24 protein-coding genes are annotated in these 22,137 nt (G+C 42.5%); 6 read left to right on the top strand and 18 right to left on the bottom strand.

The annotated features are described in order from the left end of the window. The first annotated feature begins 4 nt into the window (after positions 1-4). From KL866_RS02770 to KL866_RS02760, 3 genes are read left to right on the top strand one after another with little or no spacing between them, the layout of a single operon-like run. Entirely contained in the window at positions 5-736 is a 732-nt protein-coding gene (locus KL866_RS02770) for a stress protein (RefSeq protein WP_025255336.1), read from the top strand. Further along, positions 729-1,520 carry a glucosaminidase domain-containing protein gene (locus tag KL866_RS02765; protein ID WP_214993224.1) on the top strand — a complete coding sequence of 264 codons (792 nt, stop codon included), beginning with the start codon at positions 729-731 and terminating at the stop codon, positions 1,518-1,520. Before KL866_RS02770 ends, KL866_RS02765 begins: the two co-directional genes overlap by 8 nt. Continuing rightward, positions 1,517-2,164: a DUF2987 domain-containing protein gene (locus KL866_RS02760; RefSeq protein ID WP_025255334.1), complete on the top strand. Its 648-nt coding sequence runs from the start codon at positions 1,517-1,519 to the stop codon at positions 2,162-2,164. Before KL866_RS02765 ends, KL866_RS02760 begins: the two co-directional genes overlap by 4 nt. 23 nt (positions 2,165-2,187) lie before the next feature. Here KL866_RS02760 and KL866_RS02755 read toward each other — a convergent pair whose 3' ends face one another. The 12 genes from KL866_RS02755 to ccoN form a co-directional block, all read right to left on the bottom strand. Continuing rightward, on the bottom strand, positions 2,188-3,213 hold the full coding sequence (locus tag KL866_RS02755) for a patatin-like phospholipase family protein (protein WP_214993216.1): 1,026 nt from the start codon (positions 3,211-3,213) through the stop codon (positions 2,188-2,190). Then, positions 3,214-4,167, bottom strand: coding sequence for a tRNA 2-thiocytidine(32) synthetase TtcA (gene ttcA / locus KL866_RS02750; protein ID WP_025255332.1), 954 nt, complete (start codon positions 4,165-4,167; stop codon positions 3,214-3,216). 223 nt (positions 4,168-4,390) lie between these two features. Continuing rightward, positions 4,391-5,314: a universal stress protein UspE gene (gene uspE, locus KL866_RS02745; protein ID WP_025255331.1), complete on the bottom strand. Its 924-nt coding sequence runs from the start codon at positions 5,312-5,314 to the stop codon at positions 4,391-4,393. A gap of 259 nt (positions 5,315-5,573) precedes the next feature. Next, on the bottom strand, positions 5,574-6,314 hold the full coding sequence (gene fnr / locus KL866_RS02740; RefSeq protein WP_025255330.1) for a fumarate/nitrate reduction transcriptional regulator Fnr: 741 nt from the start codon (positions 6,312-6,314) through the stop codon (positions 5,574-5,576). Positions 6,315-6,358: 44 nt separating this feature from the next. Beyond that, positions 6,359-7,018 (bottom strand): sulfite exporter TauE/SafE family protein, encoded by a 660-nt coding sequence (locus KL866_RS02735; RefSeq protein WP_025255329.1) that lies wholly within the window; start codon positions 7,016-7,018, stop codon positions 6,359-6,361. After that, positions 7,005-7,235 (bottom strand): cbb3-type cytochrome oxidase assembly protein CcoS, encoded by a 231-nt coding sequence (gene ccoS / locus KL866_RS02730; RefSeq protein WP_025255328.1) that lies wholly within the window; start codon positions 7,233-7,235, stop codon positions 7,005-7,007. Before ccoS ends, KL866_RS02735 begins: the two co-directional genes overlap by 14 nt. A 1-nt stretch (position 7,236) precedes the next feature. Beyond that, complete coding sequence (locus KL866_RS02725) at positions 7,237-9,723, bottom strand: heavy metal translocating P-type ATPase (protein WP_214993209.1); 2,487 nt, start codon at positions 9,721-9,723, stop codon at positions 7,237-7,239. Continuing rightward, the gene (locus KL866_RS02720) at positions 9,723-10,202 is read right to left on the bottom strand and encodes a FixH family protein (RefSeq protein WP_214993207.1); all 480 of its coding nucleotides are present in this window, start codon (positions 10,200-10,202) and stop codon (positions 9,723-9,725) included. The genes KL866_RS02725 and KL866_RS02720 overlap by 1 nt, the downstream gene beginning before the upstream one ends. A 229-nt stretch (positions 10,203-10,431) precedes the next feature. Next, entirely contained in the window at positions 10,432-11,385 is a 954-nt protein-coding gene (ccoP, locus tag KL866_RS02715; protein WP_214993205.1) for a cytochrome-c oxidase, cbb3-type subunit III, read from the bottom strand. Positions 11,386-11,401: 16 nt separating this feature from the next. Further along, positions 11,402-11,563, bottom strand: coding sequence for a cbb3-type cytochrome c oxidase subunit 3 (locus tag KL866_RS02710; RefSeq protein WP_012518547.1), 162 nt, complete (start codon positions 11,561-11,563; stop codon positions 11,402-11,404). Position 11,564: 1 nt separating this feature from the next. Then, positions 11,565-12,170, bottom strand: a complete 606-nt coding sequence (ccoO, locus tag KL866_RS02705) for a cytochrome-c oxidase, cbb3-type subunit II (RefSeq protein WP_025255324.1) — start codon at positions 12,168-12,170, stop codon at positions 11,565-11,567. Positions 12,171-12,185: 15 nt separating this feature from the next. Next, on the bottom strand, positions 12,186-13,619 hold the full coding sequence (ccoN, locus tag KL866_RS02700; RefSeq protein ID WP_025255323.1) for a cytochrome-c oxidase, cbb3-type subunit I: 1,434 nt from the start codon (positions 13,617-13,619) through the stop codon (positions 12,186-12,188). Between the two features lie 286 nt (positions 13,620-13,905). Here ccoN and KL866_RS02695 point away from each other — a divergent pair, with 286 nt between their 5' ends. Next, the gene (locus KL866_RS02695) at positions 13,906-14,328 is read left to right on the top strand and encodes a hypothetical protein (RefSeq protein ID WP_311236116.1); all 423 of its coding nucleotides are present in this window, start codon (positions 13,906-13,908) and stop codon (positions 14,326-14,328) included. A 157-nt stretch (positions 14,329-14,485) separates the two neighbouring features. Here the strand turns inward: KL866_RS02695 and bfr (KL866_RS02690) are convergent, their stop codons facing one another. The 3 genes from bfr (KL866_RS02690) to KL866_RS02680 form a co-directional block, all read right to left on the bottom strand. After that, positions 14,486-14,953, bottom strand: a complete 468-nt coding sequence (bfr, locus tag KL866_RS02690; protein ID WP_025255321.1) for a bacterioferritin — start codon at positions 14,951-14,953, stop codon at positions 14,486-14,488. Next, positions 14,953-15,429 carry a bacterioferritin gene (gene bfr, locus KL866_RS02685; protein WP_025255320.1) on the bottom strand — a complete coding sequence of 159 codons (477 nt, stop codon included), beginning with the start codon at positions 15,427-15,429 and terminating at the stop codon, positions 14,953-14,955. Before bfr (KL866_RS02685) ends, bfr (KL866_RS02690) begins: the two co-directional genes overlap by 1 nt. A 134-nt stretch (positions 15,430-15,563) precedes the next feature. After that, positions 15,564-17,135: a cation:proton antiporter family protein gene (locus KL866_RS02680; RefSeq protein ID WP_025255319.1), complete on the bottom strand. Its 1,572-nt coding sequence runs from the start codon at positions 17,133-17,135 to the stop codon at positions 15,564-15,566. A gap of 306 nt (positions 17,136-17,441) precedes the next feature. Here KL866_RS02680 and KL866_RS02675 point away from each other — a divergent pair, with 306 nt between their 5' ends. Continuing rightward, positions 17,442-19,073 (top strand): FMN-binding glutamate synthase family protein, encoded by a 1,632-nt coding sequence (locus KL866_RS02675; RefSeq protein ID WP_214993198.1) that lies wholly within the window; start codon positions 17,442-17,444, stop codon positions 19,071-19,073. A 100-nt stretch (positions 19,074-19,173) separates the two neighbouring features. Here the strand turns inward: KL866_RS02675 and KL866_RS02670 are convergent, their stop codons facing one another. Beyond that, complete coding sequence (locus tag KL866_RS02670) at positions 19,174-19,650, bottom strand: c-type cytochrome (protein WP_214993196.1); 477 nt, start codon at positions 19,648-19,650, stop codon at positions 19,174-19,176. Between the two features lie 187 nt (positions 19,651-19,837). On the opposite strand from KL866_RS02670, the gene KL866_RS02665 reads away from it, so the two are divergent. Next, positions 19,838-20,260: a universal stress protein gene (locus KL866_RS02665; protein WP_025255316.1), complete on the top strand. Its 423-nt coding sequence runs from the start codon at positions 19,838-19,840 to the stop codon at positions 20,258-20,260. 39 nt (positions 20,261-20,299) lie between these two features. On the opposite strand, the gene KL866_RS02660 is transcribed toward KL866_RS02665, so the two are convergent. Beyond that, positions 20,300-20,650, bottom strand: a complete 351-nt coding sequence (locus KL866_RS02660; RefSeq protein ID WP_214993194.1) for a hypothetical protein — start codon at positions 20,648-20,650, stop codon at positions 20,300-20,302. A gap of 220 nt (positions 20,651-20,870) precedes the next feature. Next, entirely contained in the window at positions 20,871-22,058 is a 1,188-nt protein-coding gene (locus KL866_RS02655) for a tyrosine-type recombinase/integrase (RefSeq protein ID WP_214993192.1), read from the bottom strand. Positions 22,059-22,137 lie beyond the last annotated feature (79 nt).

Below are 22,137 nucleotides of genomic sequence, written 5' to 3'. Positions count from 1 at the left end.
TTGTGTGAAAGACGTAAACCCAGACCGCCTGAACAATACGTTGTCTAAACAGTATCAATTCGATACTAAGGGTCTATTGCGCCGCGCTGCCGGTTTAACCAAAGCTAATTTTTCATCATTGTTTCAAGGTAGCCTTGTTTTATTCTTGACCTTTGTGGTGCTTGGGGTATTTGCCCAACAGTACATTACCATCAATGACGATGGTAGCTATGTATTCGAGCACCAGTCTATCATCCAGATTGTAGCAATTTGCATTGTTGCGCCGTTACTTACAGGCTTATACATGATGGGCGTTTTCGTTGCACGAGGCGCAAAAACATCAGTGTTTACTGTATTTCAGTTTTTCTCTCTTATTTTTTTGGTAGCGTTAACCCAGCTAGTGAACAGTATTCTTGTGCAGTTAGGCATGATGCTGCTTATCTTACCAGGCGTGTATTTCTATCTAGCGTCGTCTTTTTCACTTATGTTAGTGGCCGACAGAAAACTTACTCCGATTAGCGCAATTATTCTTTCATGCAGAATATTCAATGCATACTGGGCACAAATCGCCAGCATTTTTGGCGTGTTTTTCTTGCTGTTCGCGTCGGTACCGCTGACATTTGGTCTTTCCCTTATTTGGGTATTACCTTTTTATTTTACTATGATGGGCTTGCTCTATCAGGAACTGATTGGCGAACAAGGAGTTAGCACGGAAGCATCTGCAAATGATGTGAAAGAGTCTAGTTTCGATGCATAAACGTGAAACTTTTAAAATTGTCCTTATAACGCTAGGTGTTTTGGCAGTAATCGTCATAAATGCCATTATTTTTACTAAGGACGAGCCAGATATTTTAGACATACCGCAAACAGTAAAAGCTAAAAAGCCGGTGCCAGACTTCTCAGTCTATACAGATGTAAAAGAGAAAAAAACGGCGTTTTTTAACTATTTACGGCCCGAGGTAGAGAAGCAAAACGCTTACCTGCTTACGCTAAGACATTACGTTCAAACCTTATACAGAAAGGCGTTAGCCAACGAGTCGCTCTCTGAAGAAGACATGGCGAGGCTTGAGTGGCTTGAAAAAGAATACCGGGTAAAGCCCACGCAACCGTTAAAGATGAAACTATTGTCAATGTTGCAAAAGATTGATGTACTGCCTGCTGAATTGGTACTTGTACAAGCTGCGAATGAGTCGGCTTGGGGCACAAGTCGTTTTGCAAGAAAGGGCTACAACTTCTATGGCTTGTGGTGTTTTTCTAAAGGATGTGGCTTTGTTCCAAACCGCCGAAACGATGGTGCAACTCACGAAGTAGCCAAGTTTGATAGCTTGTCACGAGCAACATACACCTATATGCGTAATTTAAATCGTCATGATGCTTATGCCGATTTAAGAGAGATACGCAGTCGCCTACGTGCTAACCAAATACCTATTACAGGGGTTGCATTAGCTGAAGGACTTATGAACTATTCCGAGCGTGGAGCCGCTTATGTTGAAGAGCTTCAAACAATGATCCTATTTAACGAGGAGTTTTTATCCGAATGATACGCGCTGCTTTATTTTTTGCTTCATCTCTGTTTGTTGGTGTAGGCAGTACATCCGTAGCTGCTGAAACGATAGATGTTGAGTACAGCCGTTTCTACAGTCATGTTAAAAAGTTAGATAACGAAGATACCCAAGCGCTTCAGTTTGCTTTTGGTTTTGTCCGTGTAGGAGAGGGGCGCTTATGCGGTGTGAATGGTGCTTCTATCGTTACTGATAAGAAAACCATGCCACTAGAAGTAAGTGATGAAGGGCGTTTTACTGTTCCTACCGAAAAAGCACTGAAACTGGCTAATGCACTGATTCGCATTGATTTAAATGAACGCGCAAACGTGTGTGATATGTCGGTTCAGCTCGAAACCAAGCCTGAATTCCTTAAACAGTACTATACAAAAGAAGATCTTACTTTCTTGTATGCTCAGTACGAGGCCTTCTTTAACGAGATGGGTAGTTTCTTGTCTTTCATGATGCCTTCAGTAAAAGGCTTGATGATTCAGTTCGACGACAAGAATTTAGATTTCGTTACGCCGCAAGGTGTACAAATTAACAACGGTGTTCTGCATTTAGAACAAGAGTGGATAAATGAGGCGAAAGGCTTAACGCTCCCTAAAGCGCCGCTGCGTGTAACCGCAATGGCGTCTAGTTAATCTACCTTTTGATAAATTAGGTATCAGGTTAGCAACTGATACCTAATTTGCTCAGCAATCCGCGCGATGGTTTCTTCACCTTTTGCGCACAGTTCTTCCGCCCTGTGAAACTCCATAATGCCAACATCAGTAAGCTGAGGTTCGATAAGTATATCTGGCGGATCGCCAGCTAAACGTGAGCGAGTAACACGAGCTTGAAGTATTTCAAGTGAGCTACTCATTACGCTCATGATCCCCGGTGGATTTCGCTTATTCACCTTAGCGGGTACTTCGGTAAATTCTTCTTCTACTTTTTCAATAACGTCAGACGCTATGCTTTCTTCGGTATTCACATCGTCAGAAGCATTAACTTGAAGCTGCTCTTCATTTTCCGCTGATGCTTTGTCATCTTTACTATCAGGCGAAAACCATTGGCGCAATACGTTTTGGCTTTTAGTAAAAAAGTCCTCGGTTTTACGTTGGTTTTCTTCGTGATCTTGTCGTAGTTTTTCTAACCGAAGCGGGCGAAAGTCGGCGTTAAGATTAACCGCAATTACAAAGTCTGCACCTAACTGTCGACACAGGTTAACCGGTACAGGGTTAACCACCGCACCATCTACCAGCCAGCGATCGCCGTGAGCGACAGGGGCAAAGAGTGCAGGGATAGCGCAAGATGCTTGAATGGTGTTGCCAATGGGCCCTGAATTGAACACCACTTCTCGACCTGTGTATAGGTCGGTAGCGACTGTGGCAAAAGGTTTAAGCATATCTTCATAAGAAGAGACACAAAACTCGCTAGCAAGTTTGTCGAAAACCTTTTGTCCGCTGGCAATGCCGCCGCGTCTTAACCCAACGCCCATAAGTGCGAGTACCTGCCAGTCGCTAAGGGAACAGGCCCATTCTTTTAAACCTTCAAGCTTGCCACTTGCGTAGGCAGCACCAACATAAGCACCGATGGAGCAACCAGCTACAACGTCAATTTTTACGCCAAGCTTTTCCAATGCTTCAATTATACCAATGTGAGTCCAGCCCCTCGCGGCGCCGGCACCTAACGCAAGTCCAATTTTCATTTACTTTGGTTCCATAATATTTACCACTTCGATAGCGTTGTCTTCATCATTAAGATCTGCACTATTTTCTGTAGTAAAAGAAGGTTCATCAAATCCTATATCACCATCTGCAACGGGACCGTCTTGGGTGGCGATAGATTTAAAGTCATAAAGGTTACTGTCTACAAGGTGAGAAGGCGCAACGTTTTGAAGCGCTCTAAACATTGACTCTATACGGCCTGGGAAACGGCGGTTCCAATCTTGAAGCATTGCTTTTATATTTTGGCGCTGTAAATTTTCCTGTGAACCACAAAGGTTGCAAGGAATTATTGGAAAATCAGCGGCTTGAGAATATTTTATAATGTCTTTTTCGCTGCAATACGCAAGAGGGCGAATAACGATGTGTTCGCCGTTATCGCTAACGAGTTTTGGCGGCATAGATTTAAGCTTGCCACCGTGAAACATATTTAGGAAAAATGTTTCTAGCATGTCGTCGCGGTGATGACCTAATGCAATTTTAGTCGCGCCTAGTTCTTTTGCTGTGCGATATAAAATACCACGGCGTAATCGAGAGCAAAGCGAGCAAGTCGTTTTCCCTTCAGGAATTTTGTCTTTAACAATAGAGTAGGTGTCTTCTTCTACAATCTTGTAGTCAACGCCAATGTTGTCTAAATACTCAGGCAATATATGTTCAGGAAAGCCAGGTTGCTTCTGGTCAAGATTTACCGCAACAATATCAAAATGAATAGGCGCAATCTTCTTTAAAAACAATAGAATATCTAGCATGGTATAGCTGTCTTTACCGCCAGATAAACACACCATGACTTTGTCGTTGTTTTCAATCATACCGAAATCGCCAATAGCTTTACCCACGTTGCGACGAAGTCGTTTCTGAAGTTTGTTGAAGTTGTACTTTTGCTTACTTTGCGCGGCGTTTAACGTTTGCGCGTCAGCACTGCTTGTGCCTAAACTCATAATTAACTAGCTTGGTTTGTGATAAAGGGGCCATTATACATTAAAGCGCCTTTTCGCGACTACGGCTGTGTGGTTAAATTTATCGAGTAGCTTCGAGCGTTATTCCTTTGAGTAAAATCTTTTAACCCTCGACATTTAGCAAAGTAAAAATCACCTACCATGAAATAAATGAGGTTTTAAACAACGAGCCGTTGTTTCTCGATGCCTTAATTCGTTAATGTAGCTACACGGTTAACGGTGATTCAAACCCATCAGGCTTAATGGCAAGCACATCACAATTAAGTTCGTCGATAACATGTTCCGCTGTATTGCCAATAAGCGCCGCTGATATTCCAACGCGCCCAACGGTACCAATTACTACAAGCTCTGCGTCGAGTTTCTTTGCCACCTGAGGGATTACTTTCTCTGGTAGTCCTTCGTTTACCACGCATTTATTGTCCAAAATACCGTATTTTACGGCGTGACTGCGCATTTCTTTTAAATGATGGTTTTTCACCGCATCGTGATACGTATCTGGGTCAAACTCAGGTACTTCGATGGCAATGTTAAGTGGCGTTGAAGGGTAACTGTTCACTAAGTTAACGCTACCTTTAAGCAAAGAGGCATAGTCGTTGGCTATGACTGTGATTTTGTCGTTTAACGCTGCGTGCTCGTCATCTTCACTTCCTACGTTTACCGCGGCAATAATTTCACCACCTTCCGGCCAGTCATGCTCTTTAACAAGTAGCACGGGGCGAGGGCACTTGCGCATTAAGTGCCAGTCGGTAGGCGTGAAGATAACTGAGGCAAGATCGTCATGTTTTTTAGTGGCTTTTACTACTAAATCAATCTGATTGTTGAGGGCGTAGTAAATAATGGATTCGTAAGCACGATTGTTCCATTCAACCACAATATCGGTTTTGGCGAAGCCTTGTTCTTTTAACTGTGCAGCAAGCCATTTGGCTTGTTCTTTAGTAACGGCATCTCGCATAGATTCCCGTTCGTCGGGGCTAAGCATGGTTGTCATGTCGTAAGATAAATCGTATACCACCATCATGGCCGTCACTACAGCACCCGTTTTTGAAGCTAGTTCATAGGCGCGACTTAGTGCAGGCTGGTTGTCGCGTTCCGCGTCCACTACGGCAAGAATTCGTTTATACTCAATCATAACGTCTCCTTAACTACAAAGCTTTGTAAGGCTGTCGATATAGTAGCGTTTTAAAATCAGTCTATCTTAACTATCTACTTTAACTATAAACGACATTTGAAAAAACGTTAGTTGTTTTGGATCAAGAATTTTACACTTCGGTGATAAACACCGAGGCTAAACTGTACAATAATCTTGATTCTCGCGTTTAACGAGGTAGGGATATGAAATCTAAAAATTTAAAAACAAAAAAGCGCGCTTGAAATAGCAGATATGAAAGTTAACCGTTGCAGACGACGCTAGGGCCATTTAGTGCTTCTAGCTTAGTATTTAACCGATCAAAATCCAAAATAGAAATAAGCTTACCATCTACTTTAATAACGTTTTCTTTCTGGAAACGGCTTAATAGGCGGCTAATTGTTTCGATGGTTAAACCCAAATAGTTGCCAATTTCGTTACGGGTCATAGTTAAGTGGAACTCTCTGTGCGAGAAACCACGTTCTTCAAATCGCTGCGATAAATGAGAAATAAAATACAGTAATCGCTCTTCTGCGGTGCGCTTGTTTAAAAGCATAATCATGTCGTGATCTTGTTTAATTTCAGCGCTCATGAAGCTCATTATTTGGTGGCGAAGCTTTGGGAATTGAACTGACATCTCATCGAGTGTGTCATAAGGAAGTTCGCACACCATAGCCGTTTCTAGTGCAGAGGTATAGCTTTGATGTTTGTTTTCCCGTAAGGCATCAAAACCAATAATATCGCCAGGGAAGTGGAAGCCGGTGATTTGTTCTTCACCATCTTTATTGGTAACGAAAGACTTGAAAGAGCCAGTTCTTACGGCAAACAGTGAACGGAATTTATCGCCAGTTTGAATAAGCGTATCGCCTTTATGGAGAGGTTTTTTGCGCTCAATTATATCGTCAAGAGACTCAATCTCTGTTTTGTTCAGCGCAACGGGTAAGCATAAGTGGCTAAAGCTACAGTTTTGACAATGAATAGAAAATTGGCTTCCTTTGCTCATAATTTACGCTCTATTAAAGAATACCCGATAATGATACACCATTTTTAAACGATTGCGCCAAGAATAAGATAAGCCGCGTATATGGCCATTATTACTGCAATGATTTGTCTAAAATGATTGTGTTGAAAACTTCGAATAATATACTGACTGCCAGCACTTGCGGCAAGCAAAGTCGGTAACGTGCCTAAACCAAAGAAAAACATGATACCTGCGCCTTCAAACGCATTACCCGCTGCTAGTGACCAAGTAAGGGTCGAATATACTAAACCGCATGGTAGCCACCCCCAAATAAACCCATAGGGAATGGCACTAAAGGGGGTTTTAAACGGTAAAAAACGTTTAGACAATGGCTGCAGTTTGGAAAACAAACCTTTACCTGCGCTTTCCAACACTGTTAGAACTGTCCACCATTTGCCCAAATAGCAAGCTAATAAAAGCAACATAATTCCGCTAAGTAGGGAAAGCGCATAGTTTGCGAGAGGAATGTAGTCAGCCGCAATATTTCCGAGGGCCCCAGTTAACGCCCCAGCAATGGTATAACTAGCGATGCGGCCCATGTTATAGGCAAGAGTATAAGGTACAGCTGAAGCGCCTTTTGGGGAAACCATTCTTAACGCAGCAACTATTCCACCGCACATGCCTATACAGTGAACTCCGCCAGCTAAGCCGATTAAAAAGGCAGAGAGGTAGTTAATCCCTTCCATGCGTCCCTTGGCTTTTATCTACTTTACTATCTTGAAACTGCTTGCGCTGCTCTGCTAGTTTTTTTTCATCTGGCGGAAGATCATCATCAAATAGAATGCTGTAACCCTGTCGGTCTAAATCTTCAAACTGATTGGTTTTAACCGCCCAGAAGAATATCACGATAGCCACTGCAACTATGATGATAGCGATAGGAATCAATACGTAAATAATGCTCATGCTATTTGCCCAAAAGTCGCGTTGAGTTTGTCACTACGATGATACTGCTTAACGACATACCAACAACAGCCATCCACGGTGAAAGGAGGCCTGACACGGCGAAGGGTAATATCAAAATATTGTAACCCAGCGACCAACCAATATTTTGTCTTATTTTTTGTTTTACTTGATGGGATGTTCGAATAAGTTCAGGTACTGAAAGTAATTGATCGCCTAGCAAAATAACGTCGGCAGCAGTTTTAGCAACGTCAGTAGCGTTACCTACAGCAATCGCCACATCGGCACTAGCAAGAACAGGCGCGTCATTGATACCGTCACCCATCATCATAACCTTTGAACCCGATTGCTGCATAGTTTGAACGGCTTCGTATTTCTGCTCGGGCGTAAGCCCACCTCTCGCTGTTGAAGTTGGCAAAGGCGTGGTAAGAGAGTCGACGTTTTGTTGGGTGTCACCGCTTAATACCACAAGGGTATGACTTGCCGCTAATATATCGAGGGTTTCTTGGGTATCATTTCGCAGCGTATCCCGTACTTCAAACGCCGCCATAATACGGCCTTTGATAGTGAGAAAGACGTTGGCTGAGGGGTGACGCTCAATGAACTCTTGTTGTGATTCGTGAACGCTGAACGCTGCAGAGCCCATGGAAAACAGTGTGTCATTAATTTCACCGCTAATTCCGCCACCTGGCGTGACTTTAAAATTAGACACTTTGTGTACGGTGCCGCTGCTTGACGTTTTATCACCGTTAAAGGCTTTATTATCGCTAAGGGCTTTATTATCGCTAAGGGCTTTATGATCGCTAAAGGCTTTATGATCGCTAAAGGCTTTAGCAATAGGGTGCTCAGAGCGAGATTCTAGCGCGCGGGCGATAGAAAACGCGCTGTCACTATCGACACCATCGGCAAACCAAGCATTTGAAATGGTGAATTTGCCTTGTGTAAGCGTACCGGTTTTATCTAATGCAATGGTATCGATGTAGGTGATTTGTTCCAGCGCATCAGCACGTTTTAGCAAAATACCTTGTCTGTTTAATTTCGCCATAGCGCAAGTGAGAGCTGATGGTGTGGCTAACCCTAGGGCGCAAGGGCAGGTTGCAACTAGAACAGAAATGGTGATCCAAAATGCATCAGTATTTTGGTTATATGCCCAAAAGGCGTAGGTTAATGCTGAAATCAGCAGCACCGCAGTGACAAAGTATCGAGAGAAATTATCGGCTATCTGTGCGGCTTTTGGTTTGTTTGCCATCGCACTCGCTTGAAGCCTGACAATTTGGTTTACCAGCGCATTTTTAAGGGTTTGCGTAACAGTAATGGTAAGGCTGCCGTCCTGACATACGGTACCACCATATACAGTGCTATTGTTCGACTTGCGCACCGGGTTGAATTCACCTGTCAGCATAGATTCATCCACCGCTGCGTTGCCATCAGTTACCAGTCCATCAATAGGGATTGTTTCGCCGGGCTTAACCAGCACTACGTCGTCTACTTTTAGCTGCTTTGCTAAACACTCACTTATGCTGCCATCCGGCATCATTTTAGTAGCTGAAACTGGAACATACTGCATCATATTGGCAGAAATCTGCGCTGCGCGATGTCGGCTACGATGCTCTAAGAATCGGCTGAGCAGCAGCAGAAATATGAACATACAAATGGATTCAAAATACACTTCCCCTTGCTCTAGTACAGTAGAGCGGATACCAGCTATGTAAGTACCGAATATCGCCAGCGTAACCGGTACATCCATATTTACCGTTCTAGCGCTCAGTGCTTTAGCTGCGCCCACATAAAAGGTGCTAGCTGAATACAGCACAACCGGTGTAGTCAAAGTAAGGGCAACCCAATAAAAATACTGCCGAGTCTCTAACTCAATGGCGCCAAACCAGTCAAAATAAAGACCGGTCATAAGCATCATGACCTGCATTGTCATGATACCTGCGAGTCCCAGTTTCTTTAGAAAAGTTTTTTGCTCTCGTTTATAACTGGCTTCGTGCTCATCAGGGTGAAATGGTGAGCCAACATAACCAATACGCTTTAGCGTGGAAAGAATTTGGCTAAGTTTGATTTGAAAAGGTGACCAAGTGACTAAAGCTCGGCGTTCCTGAACATTTACCGCTACCTGCTTAATGCCTTCAACTCTTGATAATTGCTTTTCAATAAGCCAGCCACAGGCTGCGCAGGTAATGCCTTCAAGCGTTAATTGAATTTGCTTGTCTTGGCCCTCTTCGAACACAAATTCTTCTTGCAGAGAAGGATCATCATACACTTTGAGCTTATCGAGGGTATCTAAGATACCATCGTCAGATTTTTGTGCAGGTTCGGTTCTAAACTGGTAATAGTCTTCTAGACCGTTACTTACAATAGCTTCGGCCACTGCTAAACAGCCTGGGCAACACATATCACGTTGTTGCCCCAATATGACGGTAGTAAATTTGCCATCGTCGGTCTCTGCGATAGGCAATCCGCAGTGGTAACAGTCTTGTTCGGTCATTATGGATTGAATTTCATTTTACCAGAGTGGGGCAGATAGACCGTATTTTGAATTTTCCAGCTATCATCAATTGGTGTTAACGATACTCGCCATTTACCATCGAGACTTTCTTCAACAAAACCGCGATAAATACCCTTGGCGTCGCGACTTAATAAGACGCTAGTGTCACGCTCTTCAAGGGTGACGTGATAGAAACTTAATTTAACCGCATTACCTTCCTGTGGGATGCCAGAATGAAACTGCAGCGCAATACTGCCATCTTCTATGGTTAAATCGGTAGTGATATTCAAGCGGCGCGCTATTGCTTCTTTATCCAGCCGCGCATTGATCGCTTTTCCTTCTTTGTAGTAATCGTCTACTACAAGGCTGTCTTCGGTAGTAATAGCAAGGTTTAATAAAACACCGCCCATAATGAGGGTAATTACAGGTACGGCAATTAAAAACCAGGGCCAAAACTCTTTATACCAGGGTCTATTCATCGAAATCTTTTCTCGTATTTACTTCACTAGCAACTTTGCTAACAACATATTTATTATTACTGCAGGGCAACATGTTTTTACTATGCAATAACGATAAATATAGTGTTGATTAGATGCATATAAAATGCACAAATAGTGTCCGCATCCGCATTGTCTATATCGCTGTATTTTCTCATAAAAAAAGCCCCGTAGTAACGAGGCTTTTTAAGATATTTAATGATTTAAATCATTAATCATTTGAAAGGCTGTAAACATACGCTGCAACAACGTGAATTTTGTCGTCACCCAAGGTTTTCTTGAATGAAGGCATTACACCGTTACGACCGTAGGTTAGCGTCTCTGTTACTGCTCTGTGGCTGCCGCCGTAAAGCCAGATATTATCGGTAAGATTTGGTGCACCAAGTGCTTGGTTACCCTTACCATCCATACCGTGACACGCCGCACATACTGCAAAGCGCGCTTTACCTGCTTCAGCTAGCTGAGGATCTACATCGCGACCGCTTAGGCTAAGTACGTAGTTAACCACTTCTTCAATACCGTCTTCACCCATCGCATCAAGCCATGCTGGCATTGCTGCTTTACGTCCAAGCGTAAGAGTTTCAACGATTTTCGCACCAGAACTGCCATACAACCAATCATTGTCTGTTAGGTTAGGGAAGCCGCCGTTTTGACCACGTGCATCAGAACCGTGACACTGAGAGCAATTTTGTAAGAATAAACGCTGTCCTACTTTATTGGCTTCTGGGTCTTTAGCCAGTTCTTCAACAGGAACTTGCGCATAGGCTTCAAAGATCGGGTCGAACTTCTCAGCCGCAAAATCTAGTTCACGGTCATACTCTACTATGTAGCCTTGCTCTTTTGCATCAATACGCGCTTGAGCAGACTCTTCTAGCGATTGGATATTTTGGTTAGAACTCTTCCAGCCCAAAATACCTTCATACGAACCTAGGCCTGGATAAAGCGCTAGATATAAAAAGCCCCAAACGATGGTCATGTAGAACATAATTGTCCACCAGCGAGGAAGTTGGTTGTTCAACTCCTCAATACCATCAAATTCGTGGCCCATTGACTCACCTTCAGCTACGCCAGTCTTGTTAGAAAGGCACCAGCGAAGAAGGAAGTAGCAACCAATGATCAACCCTAGGGTTATCACTGAAATCCAAATTGTCCAAAACATACTCATGAGTTCGAGACTCCTGCTAATCTTCTTTTGATTTTTCTTTTTCTTCGTCTGCAAACGGTAGGTTTGCTGCTTCGTCGAATTTCTTCTTGTTGCGGCCGCTAAACGCCCACCACACGACTCCGATGAAGCTTACAAAGACGATGACAGTAAAAATGCTGCCTACAATTCCCTGATCCATATTATTTCAAATGTGTGCCAAGAGACTGTAGATAAGCAATAAGGGCTTGCATTTCCGTTTTACCCTTAACTGCCGCTTTCGCTCCCGCAATATCTTCGTCGGTATACGGAACACCAAATCCACGGAATACTTCCATTTTTTTAGCTGTTAACTCGCCGTCAAGCGTGTTTTCCGCAAGCCAAGGAAACCCTGGCATGTTTGACTCTGGTACTACGTTACGAGGATTAAGCAGGTGAACACGATGCCATTCATCGCTGTAACGACCACCAACACGTGCTAGGTCAGGACCAGTACGCTTAGAGCCCCAAAGGAAAGGGTGCTCCCATACTGACTCACCAGCAACGCTGTAGTGACCATAACGCTCTGTTTCTGCGCGGAATGGACGGATCATCTGACTATGACAACCTACACAGCCTTCACGAATGTAGATGTCACGGCCTTCAAGCTCGAGCGCGGTATATGGACGTAAGCCTTTTACCGGTTCCATGGTCTGTTGTTGAAACATCAACGGCGTAATTTGAACCATGGCGCCGAAGCTGATAGCGACAAGAATAAGTATCGTTAACAGACCGACGTTCTTTTCAATTAACTCATGTGCGTTTTTCATTATTCGTCTCCTTTACTACGCTGGCTGAGTCGCTGGATCTGCAGCGATACTGCCTTTAGGTGCACGAACGGTTTTCCATGTGTTGTATGCCATAACAAGCATACCCGCTACCACGAAACAACCACCAATGAAACGAACCACATAGAAAGGTTTAGACGCTTCTAATGACTCAACAAAGCTGTAAGTTAAGGTACCGTCAGCATTTACTGCACGCCACATTAGACCCTGTAGTACACCAGACATCCACATAGCTACTATGTATAGAACAACACCGATAGTTGCGAACCAGAAGTGCACATTAACTAGCTTAGTGCTGTACATTGCGCGCTGACCGAATAGCACAGGAATTAAGTGGTAAATTGAACCAATTGAAACCATTGCAACCCAACCTAGTGCACCAGAGTGTACGTGACCAATTGTCCAGTCAGTGTAGTGAGATAGTGCATTAACGGTCTTAATAGCCATCATTGGGCCTTCGAAGGTAGACATACCGTAGAAAGACAATGAAACAATAAGGAAACGCAATACCGGGTCGGTGCGAAGTTTATGCCACGCGCCAGATAGCGTCATAATACCGTTAATCATACCACCCCAAGATGGAACGAATAGGATAATAGACATCACCATACCTAGCGACTGAGTCCAGTCTGGTAGGGCAGTGTAGTGAAGGTGGTGTGGACCAGCCCAGATATACAGAGAGATCAATGCCCAGAAGTGAACAATTGAAAGTCTGTATGAGTAAACCGGGCGACCAGCTTGCTTTGGTACGAAGTAATACATCATACCAAGGAAGCCCGCAGTTAGGAAAAATCCTACCGCGTTATGGCCGTACCACCACTGCATCATAGCGTCGACTGCGCCTGCATACAGTGAATACGATTTAGTAAAAGATACCGGAATAGCCATGCTGTTACCAATATGAAGAATTGCAACAGTTAACATGAACGCGCCTAAAAACCAGTTCGCAACATAAATATGCGAAACCTTACGGATTACTAGGGTTCCGAAGAAGTTGATGATATAAGCGACCCAAACCAGTGCCAAAAGGATATCAATTGGCCATTCTAGTTCAGCGTATTCTTTAGTGCTGGTTAAACCCATAGGTAGGGTAATTACAGCTAAAACAATAACGGCTTGCCAGCCCCAAAAGGTAAATGCGGCAAGTTTGTCACTGAACAGTCTTACCTGGCAGGTACGCTGAACGATGTAGTACGACGTTGCAAATAGCGCACAGCCGCCGAAGGCAAAAATAACGGCGTTAGTGTGCAACGGACGCAAACGTGAGAATGTTAGCCATGGTGTGTCAAAGTTGAGCATAGGTGCAAATAATTGCGCGGCAATAAATACCCCTAGGCCCATACCAATGATACCCCAGACTATGGTCATGATGGTAAATTGCCTAACTACTTTATAATTGTAGTCAGGTTGTGCTTGGCTTATTTCACTCATTTTAATGAATCTTCCACTTCAAATGAACTATGGTCTCCAACTGCCAAAATAGTACGGTCGAGACGTGTATTAGCTAAGGAATAACGCTTCACACCGAGCTCGGAAAGAGTAATAATTATTGTCTCCAAGCCAGTTGGTACGCGGATGATAAGGTTTTTAATTACAAAAAGATACCATAAACTACCTAAGCTTGATCTCCATCAATGAAGAAATATACAAAATTTAAGAAATGATAAACAACGATAACAACAAACGATCAAAATTTTTACATTCTCAGCTGCCTTTAGTGGCTATTATTATTGTAGCAATGTGCGTATATCTTGCTCATAAATACCAGTCATCGGCACTACAAGACGCTAGCGTAGTTAATGGAATAGGAAATAGTTGCAATTTTGTCAATGAAACTTGCGAATTCTTAATTGATAACAAGCTCGCGATAGCCACCTTTTCAATAACGCCTGAAGTCGAAGAGTCGGTGACGGTCAATCTTTCTGTTCCCCAAAGTAAAGAAATAGAAAGCGCGTGGATTGAAGGGGTGAACATGTATATGGGAAAAATTCCAGTGCTATTAGATAGCGACGGCAAAGGAAAGTGGTCAGGCTGGTTTATGTTAGGTAGTTGTAGTGAGCCAGTGATGAAGTGGCAGTTACGCCTTAACATTAAAGATAGTGACAGTCCGAGCTATTTGTATTTTGTCACTCAGCAGTAACACACGGTAGTGACACTAAAACGCGGATGTACAAGCAGAACTGCGAAAAAACAGTGAAAGTTACATAATATAAATAGAGATTAAAAAAGGCCGCCTTAAAATGCGAAGGGCGGCCGTTTTATTAATAATCTGTAAGCGTTAATATTAAAGCGCTATCTTACATTTGAGACTGAAGATAATTTTGAAGACCAAGACGCTTGATAAGACCTAGCTGCTGTTCTAGCCAGTGTGCATGGTCCATTTCTGTATCGTCTAATAACACAATAAGCATGTCACGAGTTACATAGTCTTTCTCAGTTTCACAAAGTCCAATGACTTCGCGTAGTTTCGCGTCTACTTCATATTCTACACGCAAATCGCTTTCTAGCATTTCAGGTACATCTTTGCCTACTTTGAAGCCTGTGCGCTTCGTCATGTCAGGTGTACCTTCTAAAAACAGCATGCGCTCAATTAGCTTGGTTGCATGACCACGCTCATCGTCAAATTCATGATCGATACGTTCATAAAGTTTGCTTAACCCCCAATCAAGATACATTTGAGAGTGAATGAAATACTGATCCATGGCGGCTAACTCGTAAGAGAGTAGTTCATTTAAGCCATTGATGATTGCTTGGTTACCTTTCATTAGTCATCTCCCATTACTTGCGCTTGTAGGTAGTTTTCAATACCCATTGCGTCAATTTGGTATTCTTGCGTTTCAATCCAGTCCAGGTGTTCTTCTTCGTATTCAAGAAGGTCTTCAAGCAAATCACGAGAAACATAATCTTGCTTCTCTTCGCATAGCGCGATAGCTTCGCGAAGTAAAGGAAGCTGTTCTTTTTGAAAACGCGCATCACATGACAGCATTTCAACGGTATCTTCACCGATATATAGCTTGCCTAATGCTTGGAGGTTAGGAAGGCCTTCAAGAAATAAAATGCGCTCGATAATATCGTCCGCTTGTTTCATATCCTTGATAGACTTTTTGTAATTCTTTTCGTTAAGTTCAGAAAAGCCCCAGTTTTTGAACATACGAGCGTGCAGAAAGTATTGATTTATCGAAGTAAGTTCACTTGTTAGTACTTCGTTCAATTTTGCGACGACTTGTTTATCACCTTGCATTGTGAAAACCCTATTAACGTATTTGCAGGAAGTTTAGCCTAAACCCGCGGAGAAGTCAAAAAACCTATTATAAAACATACGCTTACAAATGGTAATGTTTATCAATTCATCCATTGTTCGCATTTAGAACAGCATTACTGTTGTGCATGCGCATAGGCTAGACTTTCTTCTGCAAAACCGAGCCCCGCTTCAGTGAAGAAGTTAAAGACCTTATCAACACCGTTGTCTAGCAAATGAGATACTTCATCTTCGTAACGCGCTATTGCAGCTACCTTTCCCGTGTAACCGGCATTTTTAAGCTGGCGCGTAATATTGATTGAATCTTGAATCGAAGGTAAAGCAAGAAGAACTAGCTGAATTTGTTTGATATCTAAGTTATCCCACAAGTCTACATCTTCACCGTCGCCGCAAATGACGCTTAAACCTTCTTCAGACATTTCTTTTACCTTTACGCGGTCAGCATCCATACCCCATACGCTAACATCACTTAATTTAGACAGTGCGTTAAAGGCTCCACGACCAACGCGTCCCATCCCTAGTACTAAAAACTCTGCATTGTGAAGTGTAGGGTAAATATCTTCTTTTAAACGTTCATTCTTTTCAAAACGTTTAATGGCATTTTTGTGATTGTGGTATTGCGAATGTGAATTGCGATAAAGCACACTGGTAAAGACAAATGAAATCGAGACAGCTAAAGCAATGACCACTAACCAAGTGTTAGCTAATAAACCTAATGAAACAGCGAGTGCGCCTACAATAAGTCCGAACTCACTGTAGTTAGAAAGCACCAAGCTGCTTAGGTATGATGTGCGTCCGCGAAGGCGCAACGAGGTAAACAAGCCAAAAAAAAGTGCAGCTTTTAAGGGTATAAAAAGACAGAACACGAGCGCTAAGACAACCATACTAAAATCGGGAAGCGCAGTAAGACCAATAGTTAGGAAAAAGCCAATTAAAAATAAGTCTTTGAAACTAAGCAATGACTTCGCAAGTTCCGACGCTTTTTCGTGTTGCGCTATCATGATTCCAAAGATAAGCGCGCCTAAATCGCCTTTGATATTAACGAGCTCAAACAAATGATAGCCACCGAGCGCGAGTATAAAACCCGTGAGGGGGAGCAATTCACCGTGCCCTGATTTATTAATCATTTTATTGATGATTGGCATTGCGGGGAATAGCGCTAGTAGAGCGAGCGCCCAAATCGAGGGAAGTTTTCCGGTAGCGGCAACAAGAAAGACAACAGCGAAAACGTCTTGCATAACCAAGATACCGATGGCGAGTCGGCCGTGACGGGTTTTACTTTCGCCACTTTCTTCTAGTACCTTAACGACACAAACTGTACTGCTGAAACTTAAAGCGAAAGCAATAAGCGCTGCACTTTGCCAAGTAAGACCATCAACGAAACTTGCTGCAATTGCTCCTATTGCGTAAACGCAACAGGTAATAACGCCTACCCAAATTAATGTGTGAGAGATACTTCCCGCCCAAACCTCTCGTCGACTTAAGTCACGAATGTTAAGCTTTAAACCAATGGTGAAAAGCATAATAGTTATACCCAAATTCGCGATTTGGTTTAGTTCGTCAGTGAGTGTGTAGCCAGCAAAATTTAATAAAAAGCCCGCCACGAGGTAGCCAACTAGAGGAGGAATGCCAATTAGTTTAACCGTTAAGCCGCAGACAAATGCGAAAAGAAGAAATGCATACTCCATGAATTACCTTTCAAAAATGTTGAACGTAAAATCCGTTACCCTTTATAGGTCACATTATTTATAAACCCACTAATTTAACGATAGTAGATTAGCATGTAATGACTTGTTTTCGCAGCTAAAAAAGAATCGATACATTATATGATGGTAACGCGTAACCTAAAGCTTTTATGTTCAGGTGTCATATATTTAAGCGTTAAATCAGCAGTTTATCGCTAAAGTAAATCTAGTTCTCGATTTAAGGTGTATTGAACAAGACTATAGGCATATTATCTGGTTTAAATATGGCCAAACTAAAGAAGGTCTTTAATGCGTTTAACAATCCTAACTATACTCATCTTGCTGGTCGCTTTTAATGTAGTGATTGGCCTACTGTGGGCACCTGTGTGGTGGTTTTTACTTTTATCGGTCACCCTATTAATTTTTGGTCTTTACGACGCCTTTCAAACAAAACACGCCATTTTGAAAAACTTCCCCCTAATTGGCAGAGTGCGCTGGACAGTAGAAGGTTTAAGACCTTATATCCAGCAATACATCATAGAAACTGATACCGGCGGTACGCCTATTTCTCGCATGTTTCGCTCTATTGTCTATCAACGAGCAAAAAATAGTAGGGAAACGGTACCGTTCGGTACTCAACTAGATACTTATAAAGATGGTTATGAATGGATTGGTCACTCTCTATCTGCCAGAGAAGTAGAGGATATGGATGAAGACCCTCGCGTTTTGGTAGGAGGCCCACACTGTAAAAAGCCGTATCGTGCTAGTGTGCTAAACATCAGCGCCATGAGCTTTGGGAGCTTATCAAAAAATGCTATCTTAGCGCTCAATAAAGGAGCCGCGAAAGGTAAGTTCTACCACAATACAGGCGAGGGCGGATTAACCCCTTATCACCTTGAAAACGGTGGCGATATTGTGTGGCAAATTGGTACGGGGTACTTTGGCTGCCGTACCAAGGATGGCGGTTTCGCCCCTGATTTGTTCGAAGAAAAAGCCAACCTCAAAAACGTGAAAATGATAGAAATCAAGCTGAGTCAGGGCGCGAAACCAGGGCACGGCGGTATTCTTCCTGCGTATAAAAACACCCCAGAAATAGCGGAGATTCGCGGCGTTGAACCTGGCACTCAAGTAGATTCTCCACCTAGGCACAAAGCTTTTTCAACGCCGTTAGAAATGGTTGATTTTATTAGCCAGCTTCGAGAATTAAGCGGGTTCAAACCGGTGGGAATTAAACTTGCCCTTGGTAGAAAAAGTGAGTTCATTGCTATGTGCAAAGCCATGGTAGAAAAAGGTGTTACACCAGACTTTATCACGGTTGACGGCGGCGAAGGCGGTACCGGGGCTGCGCCACTAGAATACACCAACTCTATTGGGTTTCCCCTTCGTGAAGCGTTGGCATTTGTTGACGATTGCCTTACAGGCTTCGGTATTCGCGACAAAATTAAAATTATTGCATCGGGAAAAATAATAACGGCTTTCCAACTCGCTAAGAATCTAAGTTTGGGGGCAGATTTATGCAATAGCGCCCGTGGAATGATGCTGGCTCTTGGTTGTGTACAGTCACTATCGTGCAATACAAATAAATGTCCTACCGGTGTTGCAACCCAAGACCCTAAGCTTGCAAAAGGCTTAAACGTAGAAGACAAATACGAGCGCGTTTATCGTTTTCATAAAAAGACCATCCATGCTCTGATGGACATTTTATCGTCAACGGGGCACGTTAAAACTAGCGAGTTAAACCGCACACATATATTTAGACGGGTAGATCAGTGTAATGTTGCCCGCTATGACGAGATTTTTCCGCTGGTTAATACGGGAAGCTTTTTAACAGAAGACGTGCCTGAAAGATTTAAGCTTCATCTAAAAGAAGCAAATGCAGAAAGTTTCATGCCGTGTAGTTTACTTGCAGAGATTGAGAAAGAAACAAAAGTCGTTTCATGAACTCCGGGTGTAATTATCAATAAGCATATGAGTCACTGAGCATATGAGTCACTAAGCACTCTTAAAAAAGTGCTTAGTGATATTAAAGTGTTTACTTTAACTAATCGTTAGCTGTCTTTTCGGGTATACGTAATTGATAAAGACGGTAGTCACTGGTTCTGTAAGGGGTGACTTTGTACTTAGGCTGTAGATAGGCAACTAAATCGATAAGTTCAGACACAGTAAGTTCATCATTAACAACCCGCATAAGTGAAACGCCGTCTTCGCTCACAAAGCTCGCTGGCTGACGAGGGGTAAGCTTGTGTGAAGGGTTTATAATACTAGTGACTAGCTCCGCATACGTTTTTATTCTGCCGCTACTGCCCCCCAAAGGAATGGGCTTTGCTACAAGATACTGAGCATTTTCAAGCTCTTTTTCACCGGCGATCCTATGGCAATCTTGACACTGATACTTTTTAAATACTTGATAACCTTGTTCTATGTTCCCTTCGGGAAGGCTAAAACCACGTGGCGACTTTGCCCCCTGTTCGCATCCAAAAAGTAGAAGCATAGCTATTGCTATTATTAATGGTTTCATAATTTAGTCCCTCACAATATTCAATATTTGAAAAAGTGCTTACGTTCGCATTTAGTATGAACAACTTTGCAGACTGAACATTGACCTAGCGCAAAGAATATTTACTTGTAAGATCTTACTATCTAAATGAATAAGTGAGCGGAATCGTAAAAACTCCGCTGTGAGCAATAAATAGAGGAGAAGCACAATGCAAAGTTACGAGACCATTTTAGTACCTATTGATGTTTATTCTGATTACGAATTAGTGGTGGAAAAGGCCATCGCCATAGCGGGTAACAGTCACAAGATTCATTTGTTATATGTTGCATACCCTCAAACCAACGTAGAACCATACGGTCTATTTTTAGAACGAGACTTTTCTGAAGAAGTGCGAGAACAAGCACAAAGGCAACTCAAGGATGTTGCATCAAAACACGACATACCTTACAGCCACCTTAACGTAGAAATAGGTTCGCCAGCTGATGAAATTCATCACATGGCCGAAAAAATTAATGCTGATCTTATTGTTGTGGGAACACACGGACAGAGCGGACTTCGTCTTCTGCTTGGCTCGACAGCAAACGCAGTGCTACACGGAGTAAAAACAGACGTGTTAGCTGTAAAAGTATAAAAACTTTAGATAAGTTACTGCTAACGAAAAAGCCCTTATTTAAAGGGCTTTAATTTTTTGGTCGCAACATTCTAAGACAAGGCTTCGAATAGTACTTTCTAAGTTTTTAATATGTGAATAATGTACAGACGTCTCACCGCCTTTATTAATGTCTTTTATTGTGAATACGGCATCATCACCGCGAGATGTAACACAAATACGTACAAAGTCGTCAGACTGCGCGAGGGGCACATGAAGATACAACGGTTCATTATTAGATTTTAAATAATCAATCGCAGCCTCTTTCGATTTAAAGGGGTCTTGTTTTTCAGGCTGTACTTTCCATGAGGAAGAAGGAACAATCAATTCCGCGAGTAATTTTCCATGCTTTGTATCAATTCCGCTATTCATTTATCACTCCTTTCATTTTAACGTTTGGGTAATCCCTATACCATTTATGAAGTAAATAGGTACCAAAATAAGGCTAGCGTTTAAAACACTCAATATTGATACGCACATTAGGCAGTTTCAGATTGCTAAATTATATGAAGAGAGTAGGAGGGGTAGAGGATTAATTCGCAACAAGGTTATGCGTAACTTAGATTGCATTAAGTTATTGTTATTGCTTAGATTATCTTTTCCGCTTTGCTGAGAGTTTTGCCATTCCTCCACGCTTTACGTTAGCTTGCTTTGTATAGTGACCAGGCATTTCTGGAGACTGCCAGCCGCCAGCCAGTTGAAGCTCAGGCAAAGAAGCGCCATCTTCAGCAAGAGAAACCGCACCGCCAACGCGACCACTATGTGGCGTAATATTTTCAGTAATACCGGCGCGAAGAGCGATGCGTTGCCAAATTCTATATACGCTTGAATAATTAAGTACATTTGACTGATGGCTTGGTATGTTTTCGTTAAACGGTAAAAGCGCGGTCTTGTGGTTTGTTAGTCGCCTAAATAAAATGCCTTTGTGTAAGCCGCGTAAGTCTGAAGAAAGCCGAGGCTCTTTCGTTTTTGGGTCTATGTTAGCTTCATTAATGTATTCCTGAACCATTGAGATGGTACTAGAAGATACGTAGCGGTATTGACCTTGACCAGTTTGATCGCTTTTCGAGGATACAACCAACAAGGTATTATTACGTGCAGATATATCTTCAACGCATACGCGCACTAGTTCATCAGCACGAAGTAATGCATCAAACATTAGATTGATGATCGCGAGGTCCCGAAGTTCCAATAAAGAATCCGGAATGATTGCATTATTAATCTGCTCAACCATATCGATAGTAAGTGGAACCGCTTGCTTGTGAGACAAGCGGAACTTTCTATTTTCAATTAGCGAAAGTCGAATAAAGTCTCTTAAGTAAGAAGATCTAACAATTGGATTGGGTAACTTAGCCACACCTAGGAATTTACTAAGTGCAGATAATCGACGCTTTATGGTTCTATAGGCTAGGGGAGAACCGCACAGTTCTTCTACGTAGTGTTTAATACAGTTTTCGTTATGTTCGAAGTCGTTTTTAAAACCGTCTAAGCCGGTTTGCCTACAAAAAATCGCGAACTCATTATAGTCACTGATGTATGCACGCTGTGTGTTGTATGGAAGCTTAGTAAATATTTCACTGTAGTATTGTTGATAATAGCTTTCAAAACTTTTATCTGACGGTGAATTTTCGTTTGAAGCTAACCCTTGGGCACTAGACTTGTACTGTGCTTGGTTAGAATCATCCTTACCATCACGAGTTAAGTCTTGAGGTAGTGTACTATTGTCATTTCTTACCATTTTACGCGACGGCAGGTGCGAATTAGTAAACTTAAAAGACATTGAATAACCTGATGATCACATTTCGGCAGTATTATGCTAGATTTGATGATTTATTGTAAAGCATTGATAATATTGATAT

Source organism: Alteromonas sp. ALT199, from assembly GCF_018619335.1.
GTDB lineage: Bacteria > Pseudomonadota > Gammaproteobacteria > Enterobacterales > Alteromonadaceae > Alteromonas.
The sequence above is the reverse complement of the archived record's forward strand: the minus strand, read 5'-3'. Positions and strand labels throughout refer to the sequence as shown.